At 65.7% G+C, this 22,493-nt stretch carries 21 protein-coding genes and 2 tRNA genes; 17 read left to right on the forward strand and 6 right to left on the reverse strand.

Features of this window, described 5'->3' with window-relative positions:
• Positions 1–47: 47 nt before the first annotated feature.
• Positions 48–521, forward strand: coding sequence for a DUF4149 domain-containing protein (locus tag HTY53_RS13920; RefSeq protein ID WP_174107229.1), 474 nt, complete (start codon positions 48–50; stop codon positions 519–521).
• 163 nt (positions 522–684) lie between these two features.
• Here HTY53_RS13920 and HTY53_RS13925 read toward each other — a convergent pair whose 3' ends face one another.
• Positions 685–1,185 carry a YhbY family RNA-binding protein gene (locus tag HTY53_RS13925; RefSeq protein WP_174107198.1) on the reverse strand — a complete coding sequence of 167 codons (501 nt, stop codon included), beginning with the start codon at positions 1,183–1,185 and terminating at the stop codon, positions 685–687.
• Positions 1,186–1,356: 171 nt separating this feature from the next.
• Here HTY53_RS13925 and HTY53_RS13930 point away from each other — a divergent pair, with 171 nt between their 5' ends.
• The 11 genes from HTY53_RS13930 (at position 1,357) to phoR (ending at position 13,853) form a co-directional block, all read left to right on the forward strand.
• Positions 1,357–2,022: an RlmE family RNA methyltransferase gene (locus HTY53_RS13930; RefSeq protein ID WP_174107230.1), complete on the forward strand. Its 666-nt coding sequence runs from the start codon at positions 1,357–1,359 to the stop codon at positions 2,020–2,022.
• A 225-nt stretch (positions 2,023–2,247) separates the two neighbouring features.
• Positions 2,248–4,131: an ATP-dependent zinc metalloprotease FtsH gene (gene ftsH / locus HTY53_RS13935; protein ID WP_006576612.1), complete on the forward strand. Its 1,884-nt coding sequence runs from the start codon at positions 2,248–2,250 to the stop codon at positions 4,129–4,131.
• 168 nt (positions 4,132–4,299) lie between these two features.
• Positions 4,300–5,208: a dihydropteroate synthase gene (folP, locus tag HTY53_RS13940; protein ID WP_174107199.1), complete on the forward strand. Its 909-nt coding sequence runs from the start codon at positions 4,300–4,302 to the stop codon at positions 5,206–5,208.
• A 60-nt stretch (positions 5,209–5,268) separates the two neighbouring features.
• On the forward strand, positions 5,269–6,612 hold the full coding sequence (glmM, locus tag HTY53_RS13945) for a phosphoglucosamine mutase (protein WP_174107200.1): 1,344 nt from the start codon (positions 5,269–5,271) through the stop codon (positions 6,610–6,612).
• 221 nt (positions 6,613–6,833) lie between these two features.
• Positions 6,834–7,865: a phosphate ABC transporter substrate-binding protein PstS gene (gene pstS / locus HTY53_RS13950; protein WP_174107201.1), complete on the forward strand. Its 1,032-nt coding sequence runs from the start codon at positions 6,834–6,836 to the stop codon at positions 7,863–7,865.
• Positions 7,866–7,981: 116 nt separating this feature from the next.
• Positions 7,982–8,947 carry a phosphate ABC transporter permease PstC gene (gene pstC / locus HTY53_RS13955; protein WP_174107202.1) on the forward strand — a complete coding sequence of 322 codons (966 nt, stop codon included), beginning with the start codon at positions 7,982–7,984 and terminating at the stop codon, positions 8,945–8,947.
• Entirely contained in the window at positions 8,944–9,855 is a 912-nt protein-coding gene (gene pstA / locus HTY53_RS13960; RefSeq protein WP_174107203.1) for a phosphate ABC transporter permease PstA, read from the forward strand. Before pstC ends, pstA begins: the two co-directional genes overlap by 4 nt.
• Positions 9,856–9,944: 89 nt before the next feature.
• A complete protein-coding gene (gene pstB, locus HTY53_RS13965) occupies positions 9,945–10,733 on the forward strand; it encodes a phosphate ABC transporter ATP-binding protein PstB (protein WP_006576607.1) in 789 nt (262 codons plus the stop codon).
• A 74-nt stretch (positions 10,734–10,807) separates the two neighbouring features.
• Positions 10,808–11,512, forward strand: coding sequence for a phosphate signaling complex protein PhoU (phoU, locus tag HTY53_RS13970; RefSeq protein ID WP_174107204.1), 705 nt, complete (start codon positions 10,808–10,810; stop codon positions 11,510–11,512).
• Between the two features lie 156 nt (positions 11,513–11,668).
• Positions 11,669–12,376, forward strand: coding sequence for a phosphate regulon transcriptional regulator PhoB (phoB, locus tag HTY53_RS13975; RefSeq protein ID WP_149319839.1), 708 nt, complete (start codon positions 11,669–11,671; stop codon positions 12,374–12,376).
• Between the two features lie 157 nt (positions 12,377–12,533).
• Positions 12,534–13,853 (forward strand): phosphate regulon sensor histidine kinase PhoR, encoded by a 1,320-nt coding sequence (gene phoR / locus HTY53_RS13980; protein ID WP_174107205.1) that lies wholly within the window; start codon positions 12,534–12,536, stop codon positions 13,851–13,853.
• A gap of 188 nt (positions 13,854–14,041) precedes the next feature.
• Here phoR and ppk1 read toward each other — a convergent pair whose 3' ends face one another.
• Complete coding sequence (gene ppk1 / locus HTY53_RS13985; RefSeq protein WP_174107206.1) at positions 14,042–16,159, reverse strand: polyphosphate kinase 1; 2,118 nt, start codon at positions 16,157–16,159, stop codon at positions 14,042–14,044.
• Positions 16,160–16,289: 130 nt separating this feature from the next.
• Between ppk1 and ppx the strand changes: the two genes are divergently transcribed.
• The gene (gene ppx, locus HTY53_RS13990) at positions 16,290–17,822 is read left to right on the forward strand and encodes an exopolyphosphatase (protein ID WP_174107207.1); all 1,533 of its coding nucleotides are present in this window, start codon (positions 16,290–16,292) and stop codon (positions 17,820–17,822) included.
• Positions 17,823–17,913: 91 nt separating this feature from the next.
• Here ppx and HTY53_RS13995 read toward each other — a convergent pair whose 3' ends face one another.
• The 3 genes from HTY53_RS13995 to infA form a co-directional block, all read right to left on the reverse strand.
• Positions 17,914–18,750, reverse strand: a complete 837-nt coding sequence (locus tag HTY53_RS13995; RefSeq protein WP_174107208.1) for a GNAT family N-acetyltransferase — start codon at positions 18,748–18,750, stop codon at positions 17,914–17,916.
• A 156-nt stretch (positions 18,751–18,906) separates the two neighbouring features.
• Positions 18,907–19,383 (reverse strand): SixA phosphatase family protein, encoded by a 477-nt coding sequence (locus tag HTY53_RS14000; RefSeq protein WP_174107209.1) that lies wholly within the window; start codon positions 19,381–19,383, stop codon positions 18,907–18,909.
• Between the two features lie 622 nt (positions 19,384–20,005).
• Entirely contained in the window at positions 20,006–20,227 is a 222-nt protein-coding gene (infA, locus tag HTY53_RS14005) for a translation initiation factor IF-1 (protein WP_006578938.1), read from the reverse strand.
• Positions 20,228–20,454: 227 nt separating this feature from the next.
• On the opposite strand from infA, the gene HTY53_RS14010 reads away from it, so the two are divergent.
• The 4 genes from HTY53_RS14010 to HTY53_RS14025 all read left to right on the forward strand — a co-directional run bounded on the left by HTY53_RS14010 (position 20,455) and on the right by HTY53_RS14025 (position 21,507).
• Positions 20,455–20,531: transfer RNA gene (locus tag HTY53_RS14010), tRNA-Pro, on the forward strand.
• A 62-nt stretch (positions 20,532–20,593) separates the two neighbouring features.
• A tRNA-Arg gene (locus HTY53_RS14015) sits at positions 20,594–20,670 on the forward strand.
• A gap of 193 nt (positions 20,671–20,863) precedes the next feature.
• Entirely contained in the window at positions 20,864–21,121 is a 258-nt protein-coding gene (locus HTY53_RS14020) for a type II toxin-antitoxin system Phd/YefM family antitoxin (protein WP_174107210.1), read from the forward strand.
• The gene (locus HTY53_RS14025) at positions 21,118–21,507 is read left to right on the forward strand and encodes a type II toxin-antitoxin system VapC family toxin (protein WP_174107211.1); all 390 of its coding nucleotides are present in this window, start codon (positions 21,118–21,120) and stop codon (positions 21,505–21,507) included. Before HTY53_RS14020 ends, HTY53_RS14025 begins: the two co-directional genes overlap by 4 nt.
• A gap of 86 nt (positions 21,508–21,593) precedes the next feature.
• Here the strand turns inward: HTY53_RS14025 and fabI are convergent, their stop codons facing one another.
• Complete coding sequence (gene fabI, locus HTY53_RS14030; protein ID WP_174107212.1) at positions 21,594–22,382, reverse strand: enoyl-ACP reductase FabI; 789 nt, start codon at positions 22,380–22,382, stop codon at positions 21,594–21,596.
• Between the last annotated feature and the right edge of the window lie 111 nt (positions 22,383–22,493).

The following is a 22,493-nucleotide window of genomic DNA, read 5'->3' on the forward strand; positions in this document are numbered from 1 at the left end:
CGCCGTCCTCCCCGCTGTCGGGCCCGGCGTCCGCCGGCCAGCCGCTGCTGCCCCATCGGCTGTTTCTGCTGTTGACCGTGATCTGGGCGGGCAGCCTCTGGACCATCGGCTATCTGGTCGCTCCCACGTTGTTCGCCGTGCTGCCGAGCCGCGAAATGGCCGGCATGCTCGCCGGCCAGCTGTTCCGCACCGAGGCCGTGCTCGGCGTGGTGATCGGCGTGCTGCAACTGGTGCTGTGCAACGTGATGATCCGGCGCGGCGCCACGCGTTACCGCGCGCTGCGCTGGCTGGTGCTCGGCATGCTGTGCTGCGTGCTGATCGGCTATTTCGGGCTGCAGCCGTTCATGGAGAGCCTGCGGCACAAGGCGCAGGCGATGGGACTGGGCGTGTCGGAGTCGCCGTTCCGGGCGCGTTTCGGCATGCTGCACGGCGTCTCGAGCGCCTTCTATCTGCTGCAGAGCGTGCTGGCGCTGGTGCTGGTCTGGCGTCTGGCCGGCCGGCCGACGGGGGCGGAGGACTGAGGGGAGAGTATTTTTTCCCCTCTCCCGCTTGCGGGAGAGGGGCGGGGGGAGAGGGTAAACGGCGGTCGTCAAGCCACCGAGAATTGAAAACCACCCCTTCTCCCCGACCCTCTCCCCCTGAGGGGGAGAGGGGGTACAGCAGTGCGGGCGGGGGAGCCGCCGCTCAGCCCAGCGACTTCTTCTTCTGGCTGGCCTGGCGAGTGCGGGCGCGCTTGACGTTGCCGCCGGCGGTCACGCGCTCGTTGCCGAGCACGCGGACCTCGTTGCGGGTCGGGCGGCCGCCCGGCTTGGCGGCGGGTTTGCGCACCGTGACGGTGCGCGGTGCTGCGCCGCGGCGAGCCGGTGCCATGCGGCCCAGGTCTTGCGGCTGGTTTTCCTTCAGCCGCGCCGGTCCGGGGCGCCAGACCACCAGCAGCTTGCCGATGTGCTGGATCGGGGCGGCGCCCAGTTCATCGCAAATGGCTTCGTAGATGGCGATGCGGGTGTCGCGCTCGTCGCCGAACACGCGGATCTTGATCAGCTCGTGGGCGGCGAGGCTGCGGTCGATTTCGGCCAGAACGGCGCGGGTCAACCCCTCGGCGCCGATCATCACGACCGGATTCAGGCCGTGGGCACGGGAGCGCAGTTCGGAGCGCTGGGCGGGATTCAATTGAAGGGCAGGCATAGTCAGGCAGGATAGGGGCGACGCCGGTAAAGGCGGCTGGAAAGGCGGCTGGAAAGGCGGCTGCAAACGCGGCCGCAAACGCGGCCGGTAGGGCCTCTTACGTCGCAAGGGCGTCGCAACGGCGCGTATTATCCGTCAAACCGTCCCGGTCTGGCGGTGAAATCACGAGAAATGGCCAAGAACAAGTTCAGGCAGTCGTGGCTGCACGACCACATCAACGATCCCTATGTCAAGCTGGCGCAGCGCGAAGGCTATCGCGCCCGGGCCGCGTACAAGCTCAAGGAGATCGACGAGCAGGACAAGCTGATCCATCCGGGCCAGGTCATCGTCGACCTCGGCGCGGCGCCGGGCAGCTGGAGCCAGTATGTCCGCAACAAGCTGGCGGCTTCGCCGCGCGCAAAAGACGGCCATATCGACGGAGCGGTGGTGGCGATCGACCTGCTGCCGATGGAGCCGGTCGCCGACGTGACCTTCATCCAGGGCGATTTCCGCGAGGAAGGGGTGTTCCGGCAACTCGAAGAGATCGTGCTGGAGGCGTCCGGCGGCAACAAGATCGACCTTGTTTTGTCCGATATGGCCCCCAATTTGTCCGGTGTGGCCTCGGCCGATGCGGCGCGCATCGAATATCTGTGCGACCTGGCGCTCGAATTCGCCCAGGCCCATTTGAAACCCGACGGCGCGTTGCTGGTAAAGTGCTTCCACGGCAGCGGTTACAGCCAGATCGTCGAAAAGTTCAAGCGTCAGTTCAAGGTGGTGGCCAAGCGCAAGCCGAAGGCCTCGCGGGACAAATCCTCCGAAACTTTCATTCTGGGGCGCCACCTGAAGTCGCCCGGCTGAAGCGGCCGGACTGCCCGGCACGGGCCTTGGCATTGCCCATGGCCCGAAGCCGGGCACCATTTGAGCCGTTGCCGGTCTGATTGTCGTCTCGCATTGGCCTACGGGCTTTCGCCCGCTAGCGCTATCGCTATCGGACCGATAGGGACGCTTTTCGCCCCCCGGGGCGGCGCTGCATTACAATGCATGCAGCTATCGTTGGCAAGGCAATCGCAAAGGAGTTCGGCCTTGAATAACAACCTGTTTCAAAAGGCGGCAATCTGGCTCGTGATCGCGCTGGTGTTGTTTACCGTCTTCAAGCAGTTCGACAAGCCCCGTGCGCAGGAAAGCGTCACCTATTCGCAGTTCATGGATGACGCCAAGAACGGCAAGGTGAGCCGCGTCGACGTACAGGGCCGAAACCTCGTGGTGACGCCCAAGGAAGGGCAGAAATACACCATCATCTCGCCGGGCGACATCTGGATGGTCGGCGACCTGATGAAATATGGCGTCCAGGTGACCGGCAAGGCCGATGACGAGCCGAATGTGCTGGTCCAGGCCCTGTATTACCTCGGGCCGACCCTGCTGATCATCGTGTTCTGGTTCTACATGATGCGGCAGATGCAGGGCGGCGGCAAAGGCGGCGCCTTCTCGTTCGGCAAGTCGCGTGCGCGCCTGATCGACGAGAACCAGAATGCGGTCACCTTCCAGGACGTCGCCGGTTGCGACGAGGCCAAGGAAGAAGTGGTCGAGCTGGTCGACTTCCTGAAGGACCCGCAGAAGTTCCAGAAGCTGGGCGGGCGCATTCCGCGCGGCGTGCTGCTGGTCGGCCCTCCGGGTACCGGCAAGACGCTGCTGGCGCGCGCCATCGCCGGCGAGGCCAAGGTGCCGTTCTTCAGCATCTCCGGTTCGGACTTCGTCGAAATGTTCGTCGGCGTGGGCGCGGCCCGCGTGCGCGACATGTTCGAGAACGCCAAGAAGCAGGCCCCCTGCATCGTGTTCATCGATGAAATCGACGCTGTCGGCCGCCATCGCGGCGCCGGCATGGGCGGCGGCAACGACGAGCGCGAGCAGACGCTGAACCAGATGCTGGTCGAGATGGACGGCTTCGAGGCCAACTCGGGCGTGATCGTGATCGCCGCGACCAACCGTGCCGACGTGCTGGACAAGGCGCTGCTGCGTCCGGGCCGCTTCGACCGCCAGGTCTTCGTCGGTCTGCCGGACATCCGCGGCCGCGAGCAGATCCTGAAGGTCCATATGCGCAAGGTGCCGATCGGCAACGATGTCGACGCGTCGGTGATCGCGCGCGGCACCCCGGGCTTCTCCGGTGCCGATCTGGCCAACCTGGTCAACGAGGCCGCGCTGTTCGCCGCCCGCCGCAACAAGCGCGTGGTCGACATGCAGGACTTCGAGGACGCGAAGGACAAGATCTATATGGGTCCGGAGCGCAAGTCCACGGTGATGCGCGAAGAGGAACGCAAGGCGACCGCGTACCACGAGTCGGGCCATGCGGTGGTGGCCAAGCTGCTGCCCAAGGCCGACCCGGTGCACAAGGTCACCATCATGCCGCGTGGCTGGGCGCTGGGCGTGACCTGGCAGCTGCCCGAGCATGACAAGTACTCGAAGTACAAGGACAACATGCTCGACGAGATCGCCATCCTGTTCGGCGGCCGCGCCGCGGAAGAGGTGTTCCTCAATGCGATGAGCACCGGGGCGTCCAACGACTTCGAGCGCGCCACCAAGATCGCGCGCGACATGGTGACCCGCTTCGGCATGAGCGACACGCTCGGCACGATGGTCTATGTCGACACCGAGCAGGAAGGCCTGTTCGGCAAGATGTCGTCCAAGTCGGTGTCCGAAGTCACGCAGCAGAAGGTCGACGGCGAGATCCGTCGCATCCTCGACGAGCAGTACGCGCTGGCCAAGCGCCTGCTGGAAGAGAATCGCGACAAGGTCGAAGCGATGACCGCCGCGCTGATGGAGTGGGAAACGATCGATGCCGACCAGGTCAACGACATCATGGCAGGCAAGCCGCCGCGTCCGCCGCGCGGCATGCCGGGCGCCAGCGGCGGCGGTACGCCGCCGTCGGGCGGCTCGCCGGTGACGCCGTCGAACGCACCGGCCGCGGCCTGATCCGCGACTGTCCGGTCAGAGCATGATGGCAGCGCTGCGCTTCGCGCGCTGAGCTTCGAAAGCCGGTGCCCCAGGGCACCGGCTTTTTTCGTCCCGACCCCTCGCCGCCGACCTCCGTTCGCGTTTCTCGTTTCCCGTTTTCCTTCCCGTTTCATTCAGGACTGCAACTTGTCGACCTCGTATTTCCAGTGCGGGCGCTACCGCTTCCCGCGCGACCGCCGCCCGCTGGTCATGGGCATCCTCAACGTGACGCCCGACTCGTTCTCCGACGGCGGCCAGCATGCGAGCCGCGACGCGGCGCTGCGCCATGCCGAACAGATGATTGCCGAGGGCGTGGACATCATCGATATCGGCGGCGAATCGAGCCGGCCGGGCTCCGCCTCGCTGCCGCTGGACCAGGAACTGGCACGCGTGCTGCCGGTGATCGAGGCGCTGCGCGACTGCGGCAAGCCGCTGTCGATCGATACCTACAAGCCCGAGACCATGCGCGCCGCGCTGGCGGCCGGCGCGGATCTCATCAATGACATCTGGGGTCTGCGCATGCCGGGCGCAATCGACGCGGTCGCTGCGGCCGAGGCGGGCGAAGCGGGCCTGTGCGTGATGCACATGCAGCGCGACCCGCAGACGATGCAGGAGGCCCCGCACTACGACGACGTGGTCGGCGAGGTCCGTGACTTCCTGCAGCAGCGAGTCGACGCGCTGCGCGCCGCCGGCGTCGACGACAGCCGCATCGTGCTCGATCCGGGCTTTGGCTTTGGCAAGACTGTCGATCATAATCTGCGCCTGCTTGGCGAATTGCCGCAGCTGGCGGTCGAAGGGCTGCCCTTGTTGGCCGGCCTGTCGCGCAAGTCGACGCTGGGGGCGATCCTCGGCGGACGGCCGCCGCAGCAGCGCGTCGCGGCCAGCATCGCCGGCGCTGTGTGCGCTGCCGAACGCGGCGCCTATATCGTGCGCGTGCACGATGTGCAGGCCTCGGTCGATGCCATGAAGACCTGGTGGGCGGTGCGCCAGCAGCGCCTCGAGCTGGAAGCCTCGGCCCGAGCGGCCGAGCCGCAGTCTCTTCCGCCGCTGCGGTAACCCCCACTCATTCAAAACACGAACAACCGGAACCCGAATCAGAACAGGGAGAACGATCGGATGACACGTAAATACTTCGGCACCGATGGCGTGCGCGGCAGGGTCGGCGAGGCGCCGATCACGCCGGACTTCGTGATGCGGCTCGGCTATGCAGCCGGCCGCGTGCTGGCGCTAGGCCAGCCGAGCACGCAGGGCAAGCCCACGGTGCTGATCGGCAAGGACACGCGGATCTCCGGCTATATGCTGGAAGCGGCGCTGGAGGCGGGCTTCACCGCGGCAGGCGTCCATGTGCTGCTGACCGGTCCGCTGCCCACGCCCGGCGTCGCCTACCTGACGCGGGCGCTGCGCCTTGCCGCCGGGGTGGTGATCTCGGCCAGCCACAACCCGTACCACGACAACGGCATCAAGTTCTTCTCGGCGACCGGCGACAAGCTGGCCGACGATGTCGAACTGGCGATCGAGGCCGAACTGGAGGCGCCGATGCACTGCGTGCCGTCCGACCAGCTGGGCCGCGCCCGCCGGATCGACGATGCGGCCGGCCGTTACATCGAGTTCTGCAAGAGCACCTTTCCGTACGACAAGGACCTGCATGGCCTGAAGCTGGTGGTCGACTGCGCGCATGGCGCCGCCTACCACATCGCCCCGCACGTGTTCCACGAGCTGGGCGCGGACGTGGTGTCGATCGGCAACCAGCCCAATGGGCGCAATATCAACGACGGCTACGGCGCCACCGCGCCCGACAAGCTGGTCGAGGCCGTCAAGGCCAACGGCGCGGACCTCGGCCTGGCCTTCGACGGCGACGCCGACCGGCTGCAGGTGGTCGACGCCGATGGCCGGCTCTACAACGGCGACGAGCTGCTGTATGCGATCGTGCAGGACCGCATCGCCTGCGGGCACAGCGTTCCCGGCGTGGTCGGCACGCTGATGACCAATATGGCGGTGGAGCTGGCGCTGCAACGCCAGGGCATCGAGTTCGTCCGTGCCAAGGTCGGGGACCGCTACGTGCTGGAGGAACTGGGCAAGCGCGGCTGGACCCTGGGCGGCGAGGGCTCGGGCCACTTGCTATGTCTGGATCGGCACTCCACCGGTGACGGCATCGTGTCGGCCCTGCAGGTGCTGGCGGCGCTGCGCCGCAGCGGCAAGACGCTGGCCCAGCTGCTCGACGGCGTGTCGCTGTTTCCGCAGACGCTGATCAATGTGCGGGTGCAGAAGGGCTTCGACTGGCAAAACCATGCCGGCCTGCAGGCTGCGCGCGCCGAGATCGAGCCGGCGCTGGCCGGGAAGGGTCGGGTACTGATCCGCGCCTCCGGCACCGAGCCGGTGGTCCGGGTGATGGTCGAGGCGGAGCAGGCAGAGACGGCCGAGCAGGCGGCCCGCAAGCTGGCGGACTCGCTGGCTTCCTGAGTATCGAGCAGGGCGCAGGTCCGTCAGCCGCCCTTCGGAAAACGCCCGGCCCGTGCCGGGCGTTTTTCTTTGCTGCCGGGGCAGGGCGGCAGCCGCTCCCCGCCGGTCTTAAATGTCACTTCAAAGAAATTTTGGCGATGTCATGGAACTGTCATAGTGGCCGCATACAGTTCGGGATGTCAAAAAACTGACATTCCCAAACCATGTTCTCTGGAGGACATATGAAGCTGGTCAAGACTGCCGTTGCGGGCATCGTTTCGATGGTGGTAGCAGGCTCCGCATTCGCGGCAGAAATTACCGGTGCAGGCGCTTCCTTTCCGGCGCCCGTCTATTCCAAGTGGGCCGATGCATACCAAAAAGCAACGGGTAACAAGGTCAACTATCAATCGATCGGGTCGTCGGGCGGCATCAAGCAGATCAACGCCAAGACGGTCGATTTCGGCGCTTCGGACGCCCCGCTGAAGGACGAGGAACTGGCCAAGCAAGGTCTGGTGCAGTTCCCGACCGTGATCGGCGGCGTGGTGCCGGTGATCAATCTGCAAGGCATCAAGCCGGGCGACCTGACCATCACCGGCGAAGTGCTGGCCGACATCTATCTGGGCAAGATCAAGAAGTGGGACGATCCGGCCATCAAGGCGCTGAATCCGAACGCCAAGCTGCCGAGCCAGGACATCCTGCCGGTGCGCCGCGCCGACGGTTCGGGCACCACCTTCATCTTCACCAACTACCTGTCGAAGGTCAGCCCCGACTGGAAGAGCACGGTCGGTGAAGGCACCACGGTCAACTGGCCGGGCGGCGGCACCGGCGGCAAGGGCAACGAGGGCGTGGCCGCCTTCGTGCAGCGTCTGAACGGCGCGATCGGCTACGTCGAGTACGCCTACGCCAAGCAGAACAAGATGACGCACGTGAAGATGAAGAACGCCGCTGGCGCGGTGGTTTCGCCGAGCGACGATGCGTTCAAGGCCGCTGCGGCCGGCGCCGACTGGAGCAAGTCGTACTACCAGATCCTGACCAACCAGCAGGGCAAGGACGCCTGGCCGATCGCCGGCGCGACCTTCATCCTGGTGCACAAGAACCAGGAAAAGCCGGCGCAAGGCGCGGAAGTGCTGAAGTTCTTCGACTGGGCCTACAAGAGCGGCGGCAACATGGCCACGGAACTGGACTACGTGCCGATGCCCGAGGCGGTCGTCAACCAGATCCGCGCGACCTGGAAGAACAGCATCAAGGACGCGTCGGGCAAGGGCCTGTACTGATCGATCTGTGGTGATCCGACGGGAGGGCGTGCCAAGCGTGCTGCGCTCTCCCCCGGTCCCCGTTCCGGCCCCTCTCCCGCAAGCGGGGGAGGGGAGCAAAACCGAGTACTCCTACCATGGCGACCACGTCCGATCTTCCCGCCGTACGCGCACCCGGCCGCACCGGTGACATCCTGTTCGGTGGCCTGACGCGCGGCGCCGCCATCGTCACCCTGATGCTGCTGGGCGGCATCATCGTCTCGCTTGCCATCAGTGCCTGGCCTTCGATCCAGGTCTTCGGCCTCAAATTCCTGTGGACGGCGGAGTGGGATCCTCCCGCCGACGTCTACGGCGCGCTGGTGCCGATCTACGGCACCGTCGTGACCTCGCTGATCGCGCTGATCATCGCGGTGCCGGTCAGCTTCGGCATCGCGTTGTTCCTGACCGAGCTGTCGCCGGCATGGCTGCGCCGCCCGCTGGGCACAGCCATCGAGCTGCTGGCCGCGGTGCCGTCGATCGTCTACGGCATGTGGGGCCTGCTGGTGTTCGCGCCGCTGTTCGGCGAGTACTTTCAGAAGCCGCTGGCCGCCACCGTGGGGCAGCTGCCGCTGATCGGGCCGCTGTTCCAGGGCGCGCCGCTGGGCATCGGCCTGCTGTGCGCCGGCGTGATCCTGGCGATCATGATCATTCCGTATATCGCCTCGGTGATGCGCGACGTGTTCGAGGTCACCCCCGTGCTGCTGAAGGAATCCGCCTACGGCGTCGGCTGCACCACCTGGGAGGTGATGTGGAACGTCGTGCTGCCCTATACCCGCGCCGGCGTGATCGGCGGCATCATGCTGGGCCTGGGCCGCGCGCTGGGCGAAACGATGGCGGTCACCTTCGTGATCGGCAACACCAATCTGCTGGACAACGCCTCGCTGTTCTCGCCGGGCAACAGCATCACGTCCGCACTGGCGAACGAGTTTGCCGAGGCCGGTCCCGGCCTGCATACCGCCGCGCTGATGGAGCTGGGTCTGATCCTGTTCTTCATCACCTTCGTCGTGCTGGCGCTGTCCAAACTGCTGCTGCTGCGCCTGTCGCGCAATGAGGGCAAGAAATGAATTCGACCAGCCAAGCGACCATGTCGACGTCGTCGATCCCGGCTGTCCATGCCGATGCCAACGAGGTGCGTGAGCGCCTGCAGGCACGGCGCAAGCGCATGAACGTCTACGCGCTGGCGGCCTCGCTGGCGGCGATGACCTTCGGCCTGTTCTGGCTCGCGTGGATCCTGTGGACCACGATCGCGCTGGGTATCGGCGGTCTGTCGATCGACCTGTTCACGCAGATGACGCCGGCACCGAACACCGCCGGCGGGGGCCTGGCCAACGCGATCTTCGGCAGCTTCGTGATGGTGGGCCTGGCGACCGTGCTGGGCACGCCGCTGGGCATCCTGGCCGGCATCTATCTGGCCGAGTACGGCCAGAAGTCGGCGCTGGCCAGCTTCATCCGCTTCATCAACGACATCCTGCTGTCGGCGCCGTCGATCGTGATCGGCCTGTTCGTCTACGCGCTGGTGGTGGCCCGGATGGGGCATTTTTCGGCCTGGGCCGGCATCTGCGCGCTGGCGCTGCTGCAGATCCCGATCGTCGTGCGCACCACCGAGAACATGCTGAACCTGGTGCCCAACGCGCTGCGCGAGGCCGCCTTCGCGCTCGGCACGCCGAAATGGAAGATGGTGCTGTCGATTACGGTCAAGGCCTCGTACGCGGGCATCATTACCGGCGTGCTGCTGGCCGTGGCCCGGATCGCCGGCGAGACCGCGCCGCTGCTGTTCACCGCGCTGTCGAACCAGTTCTGGAGCACGGACCTGAACAAGCCGATGGCCAACCTGCCGGTGACCATCTTCCGCTTCGCGATGAGCCCCTTTACCGAATGGCAGGAACTGGCTTGGGCCGGCGTGTTCCTGATCACGATCGGCGTACTGGCGCTGAACATCCTGGCGCGCGTGCTGTTCAAGAAGAGCCAGTGAGCGCAGCCCACGCCATCGGCCCAATGATCCGGCAGCAAAGCGAACCGCAAGCAGCACGCGAAACCACGAATTTACCTGCGAGACCCAGCATGACTTCGACCGTCATCGACATCCCCGACAGCGTCCGCGCGAAGATCGACGTGCGCAACCTGAACTTCTACTACGGACAGTTCCACGCGCTGAAGAACATCAACATGTCGATCCCGGACCGCAAGGTCACGGCTTTCATCGGCCCGTCGGGCTGCGGCAAATCGACCCTGCTGCGCACCCTCAACAAGATGTACGCGCTCTATCCCGAGCAGCGCGCCGAGGGCGAGATCAACATGGACGGCGAGAACCTGCTGACCAGCCGCAAGGACATCGCGCTGCTGCGCGCCAAGGTGGGCATGGTGTTCCAGAAGCCGACGCCGTTTCCGATGTCGATCTACGACAATATCGCCTTCGGCGTGCGGCTGTTCGAGAAGCTGTCGCGCTCGGAAATGGACGATCGCGTCGAGTGGGCGCTGTCCAAGGCCGCGCTGTGGAACGAGGCCAAGGACAAGCTGCACCAGTCGGGCTACAGCCTGTCCGGCGGCCAGCAGCAGCGGCTGTGCATCGCGCGCGGTATCGCGATCCGCCCCGAGGTGCTGCTGCTCGACGAGCCGTGCTCGGCGCTGGACCCGATCTCGACCGGCCGCATCGAGGAACTGATCGCCGAACTCAAGGACGAGTACACGGTGGTGATCGTGACCCATAATATGCAGCAGGCCGCGCGTTGCTCGGACTTCACCGCCTACATGTACCTGGGCGAGCTGATCGAGTTCGGCGAGACGGAGAAGATCTTCATCAAGCCGCATCGCAAGGAAACCGAGGACTACATCACCGGCCGTTTCGGCTGAGCAGCAAGGCAGCCCGTCCAAGCAACGCCCGCCGTGCCGCGCGATGCATCAGCATCCGCGGCCAGGAGAACATGATGACCGACAAGCACCTGTCGACCCAGTTCGACGCCGACCTCAACGCGATCAATACCAAGCTGCTGCAGATGGGCGGCCTGGTCGAGGCGCAGATCGATACCGCGATGAAGGCGCTGACCGACTTCGACGCCACGCTCGCCGATCTGGTCATCGAGCGCGAAAACCAGCTCAATGCGCTCGAGATCGAGATCGACGCCGACTGCGGCAATATCATCGCGCGCCGGCAGCCGACCGCGCGCGACCTGCGCCTGGTGATGGCCATCTCGAAGACCATCACCAACCTGGAGCGTGCCGGCGACGAGGCCGAGAAGATCGCCAAGCGCACCAAGCACATCATGGAAGAAACCGGCGCGCAGGGCATCAACTACGCCGAGGTCAAGCTGGCCGGCGATCTGGCGATCGCGCTGCTGCGCAAGTCGCTCGATGCCTTTGCCCGCCTCGATACGGTCGCGGCCGCGCGCATCGTCAAGGAAGACAAGGCGATCGACGACGAATTCCGCGCCTTCGTGCGCAAGCTGATCACCTACATGATGGAAGACCCGCGCACGATCTCGGTCGCGCTGGACTTCCTGTTCATCGCCAAGGCCGTCGAGCGCATCGGCGACCATGCCAAGAACATTGCGGAGTTCATCATCTATATCGTCAAGGGCACCGACGTCCGCCATACCTCGCGCGAGGACATGGAAAAGGAAGCGCTGAGCTGAACCAACCCGTCGAGCGACGCCGTGGTACCTGTCCGTTGTCTCGCTGCCCGGCGTGTACCTGCCCGTTTCGCTCGGCGTACATCGCCCGCTGTACTACGTCATCTCGCTGTTCCATCTGCCAATACCTGAACCTGCCAGAGAGCGGAGACTTCATTCATGCCTAGCAGTATTCTGGTCGTCGAAGACGAACCGGCCATCGCCGAACTGATCGCCGTCAACCTGCAGCACGCCGGGCACTATCCGATCCGTGCCTACAACGCCGAGCAGGCGCTGTCGCTGATGAGCGATGTGTTGCCCGATCTGGTCCTGCTCGACTGGATGCTGCCGGGCAAGTCGGGGGCGGTGTTCGCCAAGGAACTGCGCAACAACGAGCGCACCAAGCAGATCCCGATCATCATGCTGACCGCCCGCAGCGAGGAGCAGGACAAGGTGATGGGACTGGAGGCAGGCGCCGACGACTACGTGACCAAGCCGTTCTCGCCGAAGGAACTGCTGGCGCGCATCAAGGCGGTGTTGCGCCGGCGCGCGCCGCAGCTGACCGACGATGTGGTCGCGATCAACGGCCTGCGGCTGGACCCGGCCACGCATCGCGTCACCGGCGAGGACGAATCGGGCCCGATCAAGCTCGAACTTGGCCCGACCGAATTCCGCCTGCTGCATTTCCTGATGACCCACCCGGAGCGCGTGCACAGCCGCTCGCAGCTGCTCGATCAGGTCTGGGGCGACCACGTCTTCGTCGAGGAGCGTACCGTCGACGTCCATATCAAGCGCCTGCGCGCGGCGCTGGCCCCCGGGGGCTACAGCGCGATGATCGAAACGGTGCGCGGCAGCGGCTATCGCCTGGCCCGGTCGCCGGGGCAGTGAAGGGCCGGGCTCGCCGGGCTCGCCGCGAGACGGGCGGCCGGGGCGAGGCGGCGTCGCTTTCTTCGGTTTCGTGGCACACTGCGGCCCATTCCGCCTGCGCGGCCGGCCCTGAATTCCGCCGTCGCCGACCCCCGCCAGGCTGCCATCGCACGATCTCATGAATGTCATCTGGGCCCGATCCGCGGCCGTCCTGATCCTGCTGGCCATCGCCGCCGCGCTGCTGGCCGTCCTTGTCGGCGTCACCACCGCGCTGGCGGTGACCAGCGGCGCGCTGCTGGCGCTGCTGCTGTATTACCTGTATCAGATCAACCGGCTGTGGAAGGTGCTGGACGCGCCGGCTTACGGCGAGATTCCCAGCGCGCTCGGCCTGTGGGGCGAGGTCTATTACCGGCTGCACCGGCTGGTCAAGCGCTGGCGCATGCAGGTGCTGCAGGTCGAGCAGCAGCATACCCGCTTCATTCAGGCCATCCAGGCCTCGCCCAACGGCGTGCTGATGCTGGACGACGCCGACCAGATCGAGTGGTGCAACGCCGTGGCCGAACTGCATTTCGGCCTCAGCGCGCGGCGTGACGCACGCCAGCGCATCACGCATCTGATCCGGCGGCCGGAGTTTGTGCAGTACCTGATGTTGCAACGTTTCGACGAACCCTTGCAGATGCGCGACATGGGCGAACACAAGCAGAGCGTGCTGGCGGTGCAGGTGCTGCCCTATGGCGACAATCGCAAGCTGGTGCTGACACAGGACATCACCAAGCTCGAGAACACCGAGTCGATGCGGCGCGATTTCGTTGCCAACGTCTCGCATGAACTGAAGACGCCGCTGACCGTGCTGACGGGCTTTCTCGAGACCGTGCGCGATCTGCCGATCTCGGACGAGGATCGTCGGCGCTATGTCGACATGATGATGACGCAGGCCATGCGCATGCAGCATATCGTCGAGGACCTGCTGGCGCTGGCCAAGCTCGAAAGCGACATGCAGCCGCCAAGCCAGGATCCGGTCGATATCGGCGCGCTGGTGCACCACCTGGTGCACGACGCGCAGGGCCTGTCGCAGGGCCGGCACGAGATCACCGCCGACATCGATCGAACGGTCGGCATCCGCGGCAGCGAAACCGAGCTGCTGTCGGCATTGGGCAATCTGGTGTCGAACGCGGTGCGCTACACGCCCGAGGGCGGCCGAATCGGCATCGCCCTGTGCTACCGCGACGGCCACGCGGTGTTCTCGGTCAGCGATACGGGACTGGGCATCGCCGCCGAGCACATTCCGCGGCTGACCGAACGCTTCTATCGCATCGACCGCAGCCGTTCACGCGATACCGGCGGCACCGGCCTGGGCCTGGCCATCGTCAAGCACGTGCTGTCGCGCCACCACGCCGAGCTGCGCATCAGCAGCGAGGTAGGCAAGGGCAGCGTGTTCCGGGTGGTGTTTCCGGTCGATCGCAGCATCCACCAGCCGGGCGCGCGGCACGCGGCGTAGGATCAGCGCAGCCGTAGAGCCTCAATTTGCCCGGTGATTTGCTCCCTCTCCCCCTCAGGGGGATAGGGCTGGGGAGAGGGGGTGGTGTCAAGCAGAGGCGGTGGTGTTTGAACCACCGTTTTCCCTCTCCCCCAACCCCTCTCCCGCCAGCGGGAGAGGGGAGCAGCCGAGTCGCCAGACTTCGTCCCTCAGGCGAACATCCCTAGCAACTCCATCTGACTGACCCGCCGTTCCTTGCCCTTGCCCGTCTGCTGCACATAGCTGCCGTCCGGCTGCATCACCCAGGCCGAGCCGTTGTCGCGCAGATGCACCAGCAGCCCTTCCTGGATCACGCGCGTCTTCAGCGTCTTGTCCAGGATCGGGAAGGCGACCTCGACGCGGCGGAACAGGTTGCGGTCCATCCAGTCGGCGCTCGACAGATACAGCAACTCGGTGCCGCCGGCCAGGAAGTAATTGACGCGATGGTGTTCGAGGAAGCGGCCGACGATCGACCGCACCGTGATGTTCTCGGACAGCCCCGGCACGCCCGGGCGCAGCGCGCAAACGCCGCGAACGATCAGATCGATCTGCACGCCGGCGCGCGAGGCCTTGTACAGTTCCTCGATCACCGACGGCTCCAGCAGCGCGTTCATCTTGGCGATGATGCGCGCCGGCTTGCCGGCCCGCGCGTTGCGTGCTTCCGCGCGAATGTGCTCGACCAGATTGCTCTGCATCGTGAACGGCGACTGCCACAGATGCTTGAGCTTGATCGAGCCGGCCGTGCCGGTCAGCAGCTGGAATACGTGGTGCACGTCCTCGCACACTTCCTCGTTGGCGGTCAGCAGCCCGAAGTCGGTGTACAGCCGTGCGGTGCGCGGATGATAGTTGCCGGTGCCCAGATGGACGTAGCGGCGCAGCTTGGTCTGCTTGCTCTTCGGGCTGGCGGGCTCGCGCCGCACGATCAGCAGCATCTTGGCGTGGCACTTGTGGCCGACCACGCCGTAGATCACGTGGGCACCCGCCGATTCGAGACGCTCCGCCCAGTTGATATTGGTTTCCTCGTCGAAGCGCGCCAGCAGCTCCAGCACCACGGTCACATCCTTGCCGTTGCGCACCGCGGTCATCAGCGCTTCCATCACCAGCGAGTCGTTGCCGGTGCGATAGACGGTCTGCTTGATCGCCACCACGTCCGGATCGTTGGCCGCCAGCTGCAGCAGATCCAGCACCGAGCTGAAGCTTTCGTACGGATGGTGCAGCAGCACGTCGCGCTGGCGGATCACGTCGAACATCGGCGCGCTGCCGCTGAACGCCCTGACCGCGGCGGGAACGTGCGGCGGATACTTGAGGGCGGGGCGGTCGACCATATCGGGGATCGACATCAGCCGCACCAGGTTCACCGGACCGCTGACGCGGTACAGATCCTGTTCGCCGAGCGCGAACTCGGTCAGCAGCCGCCGCGTCAGCGCCGGCGGCGTTTCTGCCGCGACCTCCAGCCGCACCGCATCGCCGTAGTGACGCGTCGGCAGTTCGCCCTGCAGTGCCTCGCGCAGATCGGTGATCTCGTCTTCGGAGACGAACAGATCGGAATTGCGGGTCACGCGGAACTGATAGCAGCCGTCGACCTCGATCGCCGGGAACAGCTCGTGCACGAAGCCCTGCATGAACGAGGACAGCAGCACGAAGCCGTACGGATAGCCCGACAGCGACTGCGGCATCTGCACCACGCGCGGCAGCGCGCGCGGGGCCTGCACGATCGCCAGGTCGGCCTCGCGGCCGAAGGCGTCCTTGCCGGACAGCTCGACGACGAAGTTCAGGCTCTTGTTGGAAACGCGCGGAAAGGGATGGGCGGGATCGAGCGCGATCGGCGTCAGCACCGGCCCGATCTCGCGCACGAAGAAGTCGCGCGCCCAGTCGCGCTGGGCGTCGTTCCAGACCGTCGTCATGTGGAAGAACACCCCCTCGCGCTCGAGCAGGGGGAAGATCACGTCCTGCAGCATGGCATACTGCGCTGCAACGAGGCGCTGTGTCCGCTCGGTGATCGCCTGGTAGGTTTGCTGGAACGACAGGCCGTCGGGCGTCAGGCCGGACGGGTTGTCGCGCATCTGCTCCTTGAGTCCGGCCATCCGGATCTCGAAGAACTCGTCGAGATTGCTCGACACGATGCAGATGAACTTGAGGCGTTCCAGCAGCGGCACCGACGGGTCCGCTGCCTGGGCCAACACACGGGAGTTGAATTCCAGGATGCCGAGTTCGCGATTGAGCAGCGTACCGGGCGGGGTCGTCGACATAGGCATGACCTTCTTTGGGCGATGCGGCGACTTTTCCATAGAATCGTGTCAACTTGATGACAACGTGATTTTGTCATGACACCGACACGACCAGGACATATTCTTCCTGCCTCGCGCGGCCGGCGCTGAACGCGACGCCGCCGGTCCGTGTTTCCAGACTGCTATGACGATGAACAATACTCCACGCCTGCTCGCCGCCGTCGATATGGGCTCCAACAGTTTCCGGCTGATGATCGGCCGGGTGGACGAGATCCAGACCGCGACCGGTCCGGTCAGCCAGATCTTCCAGGTCGATGCGCTGCGCGAGCCGGTGCGGCTGGCCGCGGGCCTGACCGCCGACAAGTACCTGGACCAGCCGGCGCGGCGCCGCGGCGTGGAGGCGCTGCGGCGCTTCGGCGATCGCCTGCGCGAATTCTCGCCGGACCAGGTGCGGGCCGTTGCCACCAATACGCTGCGCGTGGCGAAGAACGCCTCGGAGTTTCTGATCGAGGCGGAGAACGCGCTGGGCTTCCCGATCGAGGTGATCGCCGGCCGCGAGGAGGCCCGGCTGATTTATCTGGGCGCGTCGCACGATGCGCCGGCCTGTGCCGGCAATCGCCTGGTGGTCGATATCGGCGGCGGCTCGACCGAATTCATCATCGGCCATGGCTATACCGCCAAGCTGATGGAGTCGCTGTATATCGGTTGCGTGTCGCATAGCCGGCAGTTCTTTCCCAGCGGCAATGTCGACGAGTACGCGATGAAGCAGGCCGAACTGGCTGCGCGCCGCGAGATCCAGGTGCTGGTGCGCCAGTACCGCAGCGCGGGCTGGAAGCAGGCGGTGGGCTCGTCGGGCACCGCCCGCGCGCTGGCCGAGCTGATCGAGCTGAACGGCATGAACGACAACGCGCAGGAGCACGGCATCACGCGCGAAGGACTGGAGCGGCTCAAGCGCGCGCTGATCAAGGCCGAGAACACCAATCGCGTGCGGCTGATCGGCCTGAAGCCGGACCGGATTCCGGTGCTGCCGGGCGGGCTGTCGATCATGCTCGGCGTGTTCGCGGAACTCGATGTCGACCGCATGGACGTGACCGACGGCGCGCTGCGGCTGGGCGTGCTGTACGACCTGCTCGGCCGCAGCCATCACGAGGACATGCGCACTGTCACGGTCGATCAATTCATGCGCCGCTATGGCGTCGACCGTGCCCAGGCCGCGCGCGTGCGCCACGCCGCGCAACGGCTGCTGGCGCAGTTTCCGGACCCGGCCAACGAGCGGCGCGAGGACAATCTGGCGCTGCTGGGCTGGGCCGCGAGCCTGCACGAGATCGGCATGTCGATCGCGCACAGCAGCTACCACAAGCATTCGGCCTATATCGCCACGCATGCGGACATGCCGGGCTTTTCCAAGACCGATCAGGCGCGGCTCGCCACGCTGCTGCTCGGCCATGCCGGCAAGCTGGGCAAGCTGTCCGGGCGCGGTCGCTTTCTCGATTGGCGCATGCTGTTCAGCCTGCGCCTGGCCTTCGTGCTGTGCCGGCGCCGCGCCGACGTCGAACTGCCGGAGATCAAGGTCAGCCAGCGCGCCGATGCGCTGGAAGAGGGCTTCGAGGTGCGGCTGCCCAAGGCATGGATCGAGGCCAATCCGCTGGTCGAATACAGCCTCGGCAAGGAAGCCGACGAATGGGAGCGGATCGGAATCCGCTACAAGGTGGTGTACGTCTGAGAGGCGATGCGGCGGTGTTCTCCCTCTCCCGCCTGCGGGAGAGGGCCGGGGAGAGGGCAGCGCGCCAGCGGCGCGCCGTTACCTCGTCGGCTCAGCGCTGCAACCCCAGGAAATGCCGCGCATAACGCGGATTCATGTCCCCCACGCGCAGCAGCGTAAGGAAGTCCGCCACATTGAAGTCCGGATCCCAGGCGGGCATGCCGCAGATGCGCGCGCCCAGGCGCAGATAGCCCTTGATCAGCGCCGGCGGCTCGACTTCCAGATCCTGATTCAGCTCCTCGACCGGCAACGGCAGCCGCGGAAACGCGTGGTATTCGATCGGCGCCAGATAGTTGCGCGCGAACACGCGGCTCAGGCTGGCAGCGATATGACCGCCGTCGTTGATCGGCACGCTTGCGCAGCCGAGCATCGACTCGATGCCCCAGCGCTGCAGATACTCGCCCAGGCCGCCCCACAGCGCCATGATGACGCTGCCGGTGCGGTAGTCGCGATGCACGCACGAGCGTCCCAGCTCGACCATCTTCGGCTTCAGATGCGCCAGCCGGACCAGATCGAATTCCGATTCGGCGTACAGGCAGCCGATGCGCTTGGCCTGGTGGGGCGGCAGTACGCGATAGGTGCCCACGACTTTCAGCGTGGCCAGGTCGCGCACGATCAGGTGGTCGCAGTAGGCATCGAACATGTCGATGTCGAGCTCGGGCGACGAGGTCGACAGGCGCGCGCCCATCTCCTCGGCAAACACCTTGTAGCGCAGCCGCTGCGCCTCGACTACTTCGTCCTGGTGGCGCGCCCACGCCACGCTGAGAGCAGGCGCTGCATCTTGCTGCGCAACGGATTGGCGATGAAGACGCCTCCGGCCCGAATGGCCCGCCAGGCCATTGGGCAAGGAATCGAAGAGCGGCTGGGTAGGCGTCGGGAGGTCTCGCATCAGATGTCCTTTCGATGACAACATGGCTGCGAAACAATGTAGAGGGGGCCAGTGACAGCCCCGTGAAGCGGCGATGACGGTTGCGTGACCGTGCGGCCGTGGCGAGATGAATACGCGGCGGCGGTTACCGCGCCGCGTACGGCATCCGCACCAAGGTCAAAGGAATTCGGGGTTGATGACCGCGCGCAGCACCACCTGGTCCTCGTGCTCGCGCGTGCGGGCCGTCAGCCACCAGATGCCGCTCTTGCGGATGCTCCAGCTGATCTCCGTGCCCGCCAGCAGCAGCGCCGCGAGCCGGCCGATCCAGGGCTGATGTCCGACCACGACCGTGGTGCCGGCCGCATGCGGCCAGTCGATCGCGGCCAGCACGTCGGTGACATCGCTGTCCGGCGCCAGCGCGGGCACCACCAGCGCATCCGGGCGCAATGCCGCTGCGGTTTCGCGGCTGCGCTGCGCCGGACTGCACAACAGCCGCGCATCGGGCGGCAGATGCGCGCGCAACCACGCGGCCGAGGCTTCGGCCTGCTTGCGGCCGCGGCGGGTCAGGGCACGTTGCAGGTCCGCGGCGCGGCCCATGCCGGCAACATCGGGGAGCGCTTCCGCTTCGGCGTGGCGCCACAGGATCAGGTTCATCGCTGGAGATCGGCACGGCGCGAATGCCGTGCAGTGGTCGTTCGTGTTGGAACTCCGGAGACCGTACCGGCTCCGTCCGGATCGATTCGACTGGTGTGTCGAGCCTGGGTTCGCCGGCGTCAGGCCATGCGCTCAGCGCCTATGTGCGCCGCATGACCGACGAGCCAATGCGGCGGCCAGTATGGCCCAGCCGCATGGCCCGGGCAATGCGCCGCCATGCCGGTGACAGGTCCATGACGCCAGGCGACGCGGGAGTATCGGGGGCGTCGATGACGGAGCGATGACGGTCGCGAAACGGTCAAGATCCGCGCTGAGGACGCACGAACGAACTCTGAGCAGCGAGGGTCCTGTGGGTATCGGGGGGGGGCCGCGATGAGATGGCGTCCGGGAGGATCCCCGGCAAGCCGAGCGCAGCGGAGGGCGGTATGAGGGGGGCGCGAAGGGCCGCTGTTCGCGGACACGCGAACGCCACCGCCGCGGTCATTCCAATCGGATGACCGCGTCCAAGCTGCGATTTGCTGCGGTACGGTGGTAGGCACGACGCCGCCAATGCGACGCGCAAGATCGCGTCGTCGCAGCGACGCCGAGCAGGAGCGAAACCGTTGGACCGGGCGGTCCGGTATCAGCTCTTGTGACGGAAGTTGATACGACCCTTGGTCAGGTCGTAGGGCGACATTTCCAGCGTCACGCGGTCGCCGGCCAGAATACGGATCCGGTGCTTCTGCATCTTGCCCGATGCGTAGGCCCAGATTTCCACGCCGTTTTCCAGCAGCACGCGATAGCGGTTGTCGGGCAGCGCTTCCGAAACGACGCCGCCGAATTCAATGAGTTCTTCCTTAGCCAAGCTTCCTTCCTTTGTGGCTCCATGATGGGCAGCCGGACGGCCGCCTTTGCGGATGCGCGATTATAGCATGAACGCACCTGCAGCATTTTGGGTTCCCGGCGGCCGCCTTAGTTCCCGTGTGCTAGTGAAGTGCTGGCATCGCCTCTTGCAGGCTCGGTGGGGCGCGGCGTACCTGTGCGCCGATCTCGTTTGACCGCGGCAGTGCCGACGGATACAATGCGCGGCTTCGGGGCGTAGCGCAGCCTGGTAGCGCATCTGATTTGGGATCAGAGGGTCGCATGTTCGAATCATGTCGCCCCGACCAGAACGACAAGGGTTAGCAGGCCACGGCCGGCTAACCCTTTTTCTCTTCTTTTTCTCTTCCGACCGCCCTTAGCTCAGTTGGATAGAGCACTCGCCTTCTAAGCGAGCGGTCGCACGTTCGAATCGTGCAGGGCGGGCCATTCTCCTCCGGTGCCGGTTCAGGCGCTTCCGAGGCGCATTCATTCCGGCGCCAGACTCCTTCAGGCTTTTCTCGTCGTTTTGGCTGTCGATACTGGCCGCGCCCTTGTGTTTTCCGAAGACAGCTGCCTGGCAAACGGAATCGATGCCGCTTAGACTAGCTAATGTTTAGCTAATCGACATCGGGAGACCGTGATGCTGATCGTCAACATGCACGACGCCAAAAGCCGGCTGTCCCAGCTGGTAGAGGCGGTCGAAAGCGGTTCGCAGGCCGAAGTCATCATCGCCCGCAATGGACAGCCCGCAGCCCGTATCGTCCCGATTGAACCGTTGGATATTTCGAAACGGATCGGAGGCGGCATCGCCTTCCTTGGCGGATTTCCGGCGATGAGCCAGCAGGAGTTCGACGAGAGCAATGAGGAAATCACCCGCCTGTTTACGGAGGGCGAATGATCCTGCTGCTCGATACCCAGGTGGCGATTTGGGCTGCGCAGGATAGTCCTCGCTTGTCCGGTCCGGCGCGGGGTTTGCTGATCGATCCCGGCAACGAAGTCGTTGTCAGCGCGGTCAGCCTGTGGGAGATCGCCATCAAGTTTGCCAGCGGCAAGCTTCCATTCAGTCCGGGGATGGCAATGGCGGCATTCCGGGCGAGCGGCTATCGCAGTCTCGCGATGACGGAGGCGCATGCGGGAATGGTGGCGAACTTGCCCGACGTGGAGGGCCACAAGGATCCGTTCGATCGGATGCTCGTGGCGCAGGCGCTCGCCGAGTCGATGCGGCTCGTGACGGCCGACACCAAGCTGGCGCGCTATCCGGTTGGCTGCATCGAACCGGTGTAGCCGACCGCAAGCGCAAACGAGAAGAGAGGATGAGAGACAAGCGGCGGCCGCGGGTTTGGTCCCGCGGCCGCCGTGATGACAGATGCTTACTCGCCTTCCGGCAGGCTGGCGCCCACGATATTGAAGCCGGCGTCCACGTAGGTGATCTCGCCGGTCACGCCGCTCGACAGGTCGGACAGCAGGAAGGCCGCCACGTTGCCGACTTCGTCGATCGTGACGTTACGGCGCAGCGGGGCGGCTTCTTCGAAGTGGCCGAGCAGCTTGCCGAAGCCCTTGATGCCCGAGGCCGCCAGGGTCTTGATCGGGCCGGCGGAGATGCCGTTGGCGCGGATGCCGCGCGGGCCGACCGAGGCGGCCAGGTAGCGCACGCTGGCTTCCAGCGACGCCTTGGCCAGGCCCATCGTGTTGTAGTTGGGCACCACGCGCTCGCTGCCCAGATAGGTCAGCGTCAGCAGCGAGGCCTTGTCCGACAGCAGCGGCAGCGCGGCCTTGGCGAGCGCCGGGAAGCTGTAGGCCGAGATGTCGTGGGCGACGCGGAACGCCTCGCGCGACAGGCCGTCGAGGAAGTCCCCCGCGATCGCTTCGCGCGGCGCGAAACCGATCGAATGGACCAGCCCGTCGAGCTTGTCCCAGCGCTGGCCCAGCGCGGCGAAGGTGGCGGCGATCTGCTCGTCGCTCGACACATCGCATTCGAATACCAGATCGCTGCCGAATTCCTTGGCAAAGTCCTGGATACGGTCCTTGAAGCGCTCGCCGACATAGGTGAAGGCCAGTTCCGCGCCTTCGCGCTTGCAGGCCGACGCGATGCCGTAGGCGATCGAGCGGTTCGACAGCAAGCCGGTGATCAGGATCCGCTTACCTGCCAGAAATCCCATAAGTTCTCCATGGTGGTCTTGTGATGCGCATCGGCGCCGTGTGCCGGGTTGGGGCACGCCGCTGGGCACGGTTCATGCTGCGGCTCGCCGGGCCGCTTGCCGGAACGAATG

It is taken from the genome of Cupriavidus gilardii (assembly GCF_013314895.1).
Taxonomy (GTDB): domain Bacteria; phylum Pseudomonadota; class Gammaproteobacteria; order Burkholderiales; family Burkholderiaceae; genus Cupriavidus; species Cupriavidus gilardii_C.

What these genes read in the sequence shown, in the direction of transcription:
- ppx (WP_174107207.1), top strand. Translation starts at nt 16,290, where the DNA reads ATGAACAATACTCCACGCCTGCTCGCCGCCGTCGATATGGGCTCCAAC.
- phoR (WP_174107205.1), top strand. Translation starts at nt 12,534, where the DNA reads ATGAATGTCATCTGGGCCCGATCCGCGGCCGTCCTGATCCTGCTGGCC.
- pstC (WP_174107202.1), top strand. Translation starts at nt 7,982, where the DNA reads ATGGCGACCACGTCCGATCTTCCCGCCGTACGCGCACCCGGCCGCACC.
- fabI (WP_174107212.1), bottom strand. Translation starts at nt 22,382, where the DNA reads ATGGGATTTCTGGCAGGTAAGCGGATCCTGATCACCGGCTTGCTGTCG.
- HTY53_RS14020 (WP_174107210.1), top strand. Translation starts at nt 20,864, where the DNA reads ATGCTGATCGTCAACATGCACGACGCCAAAAGCCGGCTGTCCCAGCTG.
- pstB (WP_006576607.1), top strand. Translation starts at nt 9,945, where the DNA reads ATGACTTCGACCGTCATCGACATCCCCGACAGCGTCCGCGCGAAGATC.
- phoB (WP_149319839.1), top strand. Translation starts at nt 11,669, where the DNA reads ATGCCTAGCAGTATTCTGGTCGTCGAAGACGAACCGGCCATCGCCGAA.
- HTY53_RS13995 (WP_174107208.1), bottom strand. Translation starts at nt 18,750, where the DNA reads ATGCGAGACCTCCCGACGCCTACCCAGCCGCTCTTCGATTCCTTGCCC.
- pstS (WP_174107201.1), top strand. Translation starts at nt 6,834, where the DNA reads ATGAAGCTGGTCAAGACTGCCGTTGCGGGCATCGTTTCGATGGTGGTA.
- HTY53_RS14025 (WP_174107211.1), top strand. Translation starts at nt 21,118, where the DNA reads ATGATCCTGCTGCTCGATACCCAGGTGGCGATTTGGGCTGCGCAGGAT.
- HTY53_RS13925 (WP_174107198.1), bottom strand. Translation starts at nt 1,185, where the DNA reads ATGCCTGCCCTTCAATTGAATCCCGCCCAGCGCTCCGAACTGCGCTCC.
- pstA (WP_174107203.1), top strand. Translation starts at nt 8,944, where the DNA reads ATGAATTCGACCAGCCAAGCGACCATGTCGACGTCGTCGATCCCGGCT.
- phoU (WP_174107204.1), top strand. Translation starts at nt 10,808, where the DNA reads ATGACCGACAAGCACCTGTCGACCCAGTTCGACGCCGACCTCAACGCG.
- HTY53_RS14000 (WP_174107209.1), bottom strand. Translation starts at nt 19,383, where the DNA reads ATGAACCTGATCCTGTGGCGCCACGCCGAAGCGGAAGCGCTCCCCGAT.
- glmM (WP_174107200.1), top strand. Translation starts at nt 5,269, where the DNA reads ATGACACGTAAATACTTCGGCACCGATGGCGTGCGCGGCAGGGTCGGC.
- HTY53_RS13930 (WP_174107230.1), top strand. Translation starts at nt 1,357, where the DNA reads ATGGCCAAGAACAAGTTCAGGCAGTCGTGGCTGCACGACCACATCAAC.
- ppk1 (WP_174107206.1), bottom strand. Translation starts at nt 16,159, where the DNA reads ATGGAAAAGTCGCCGCATCGCCCAAAGAAGGTCATGCCTATGTCGACG.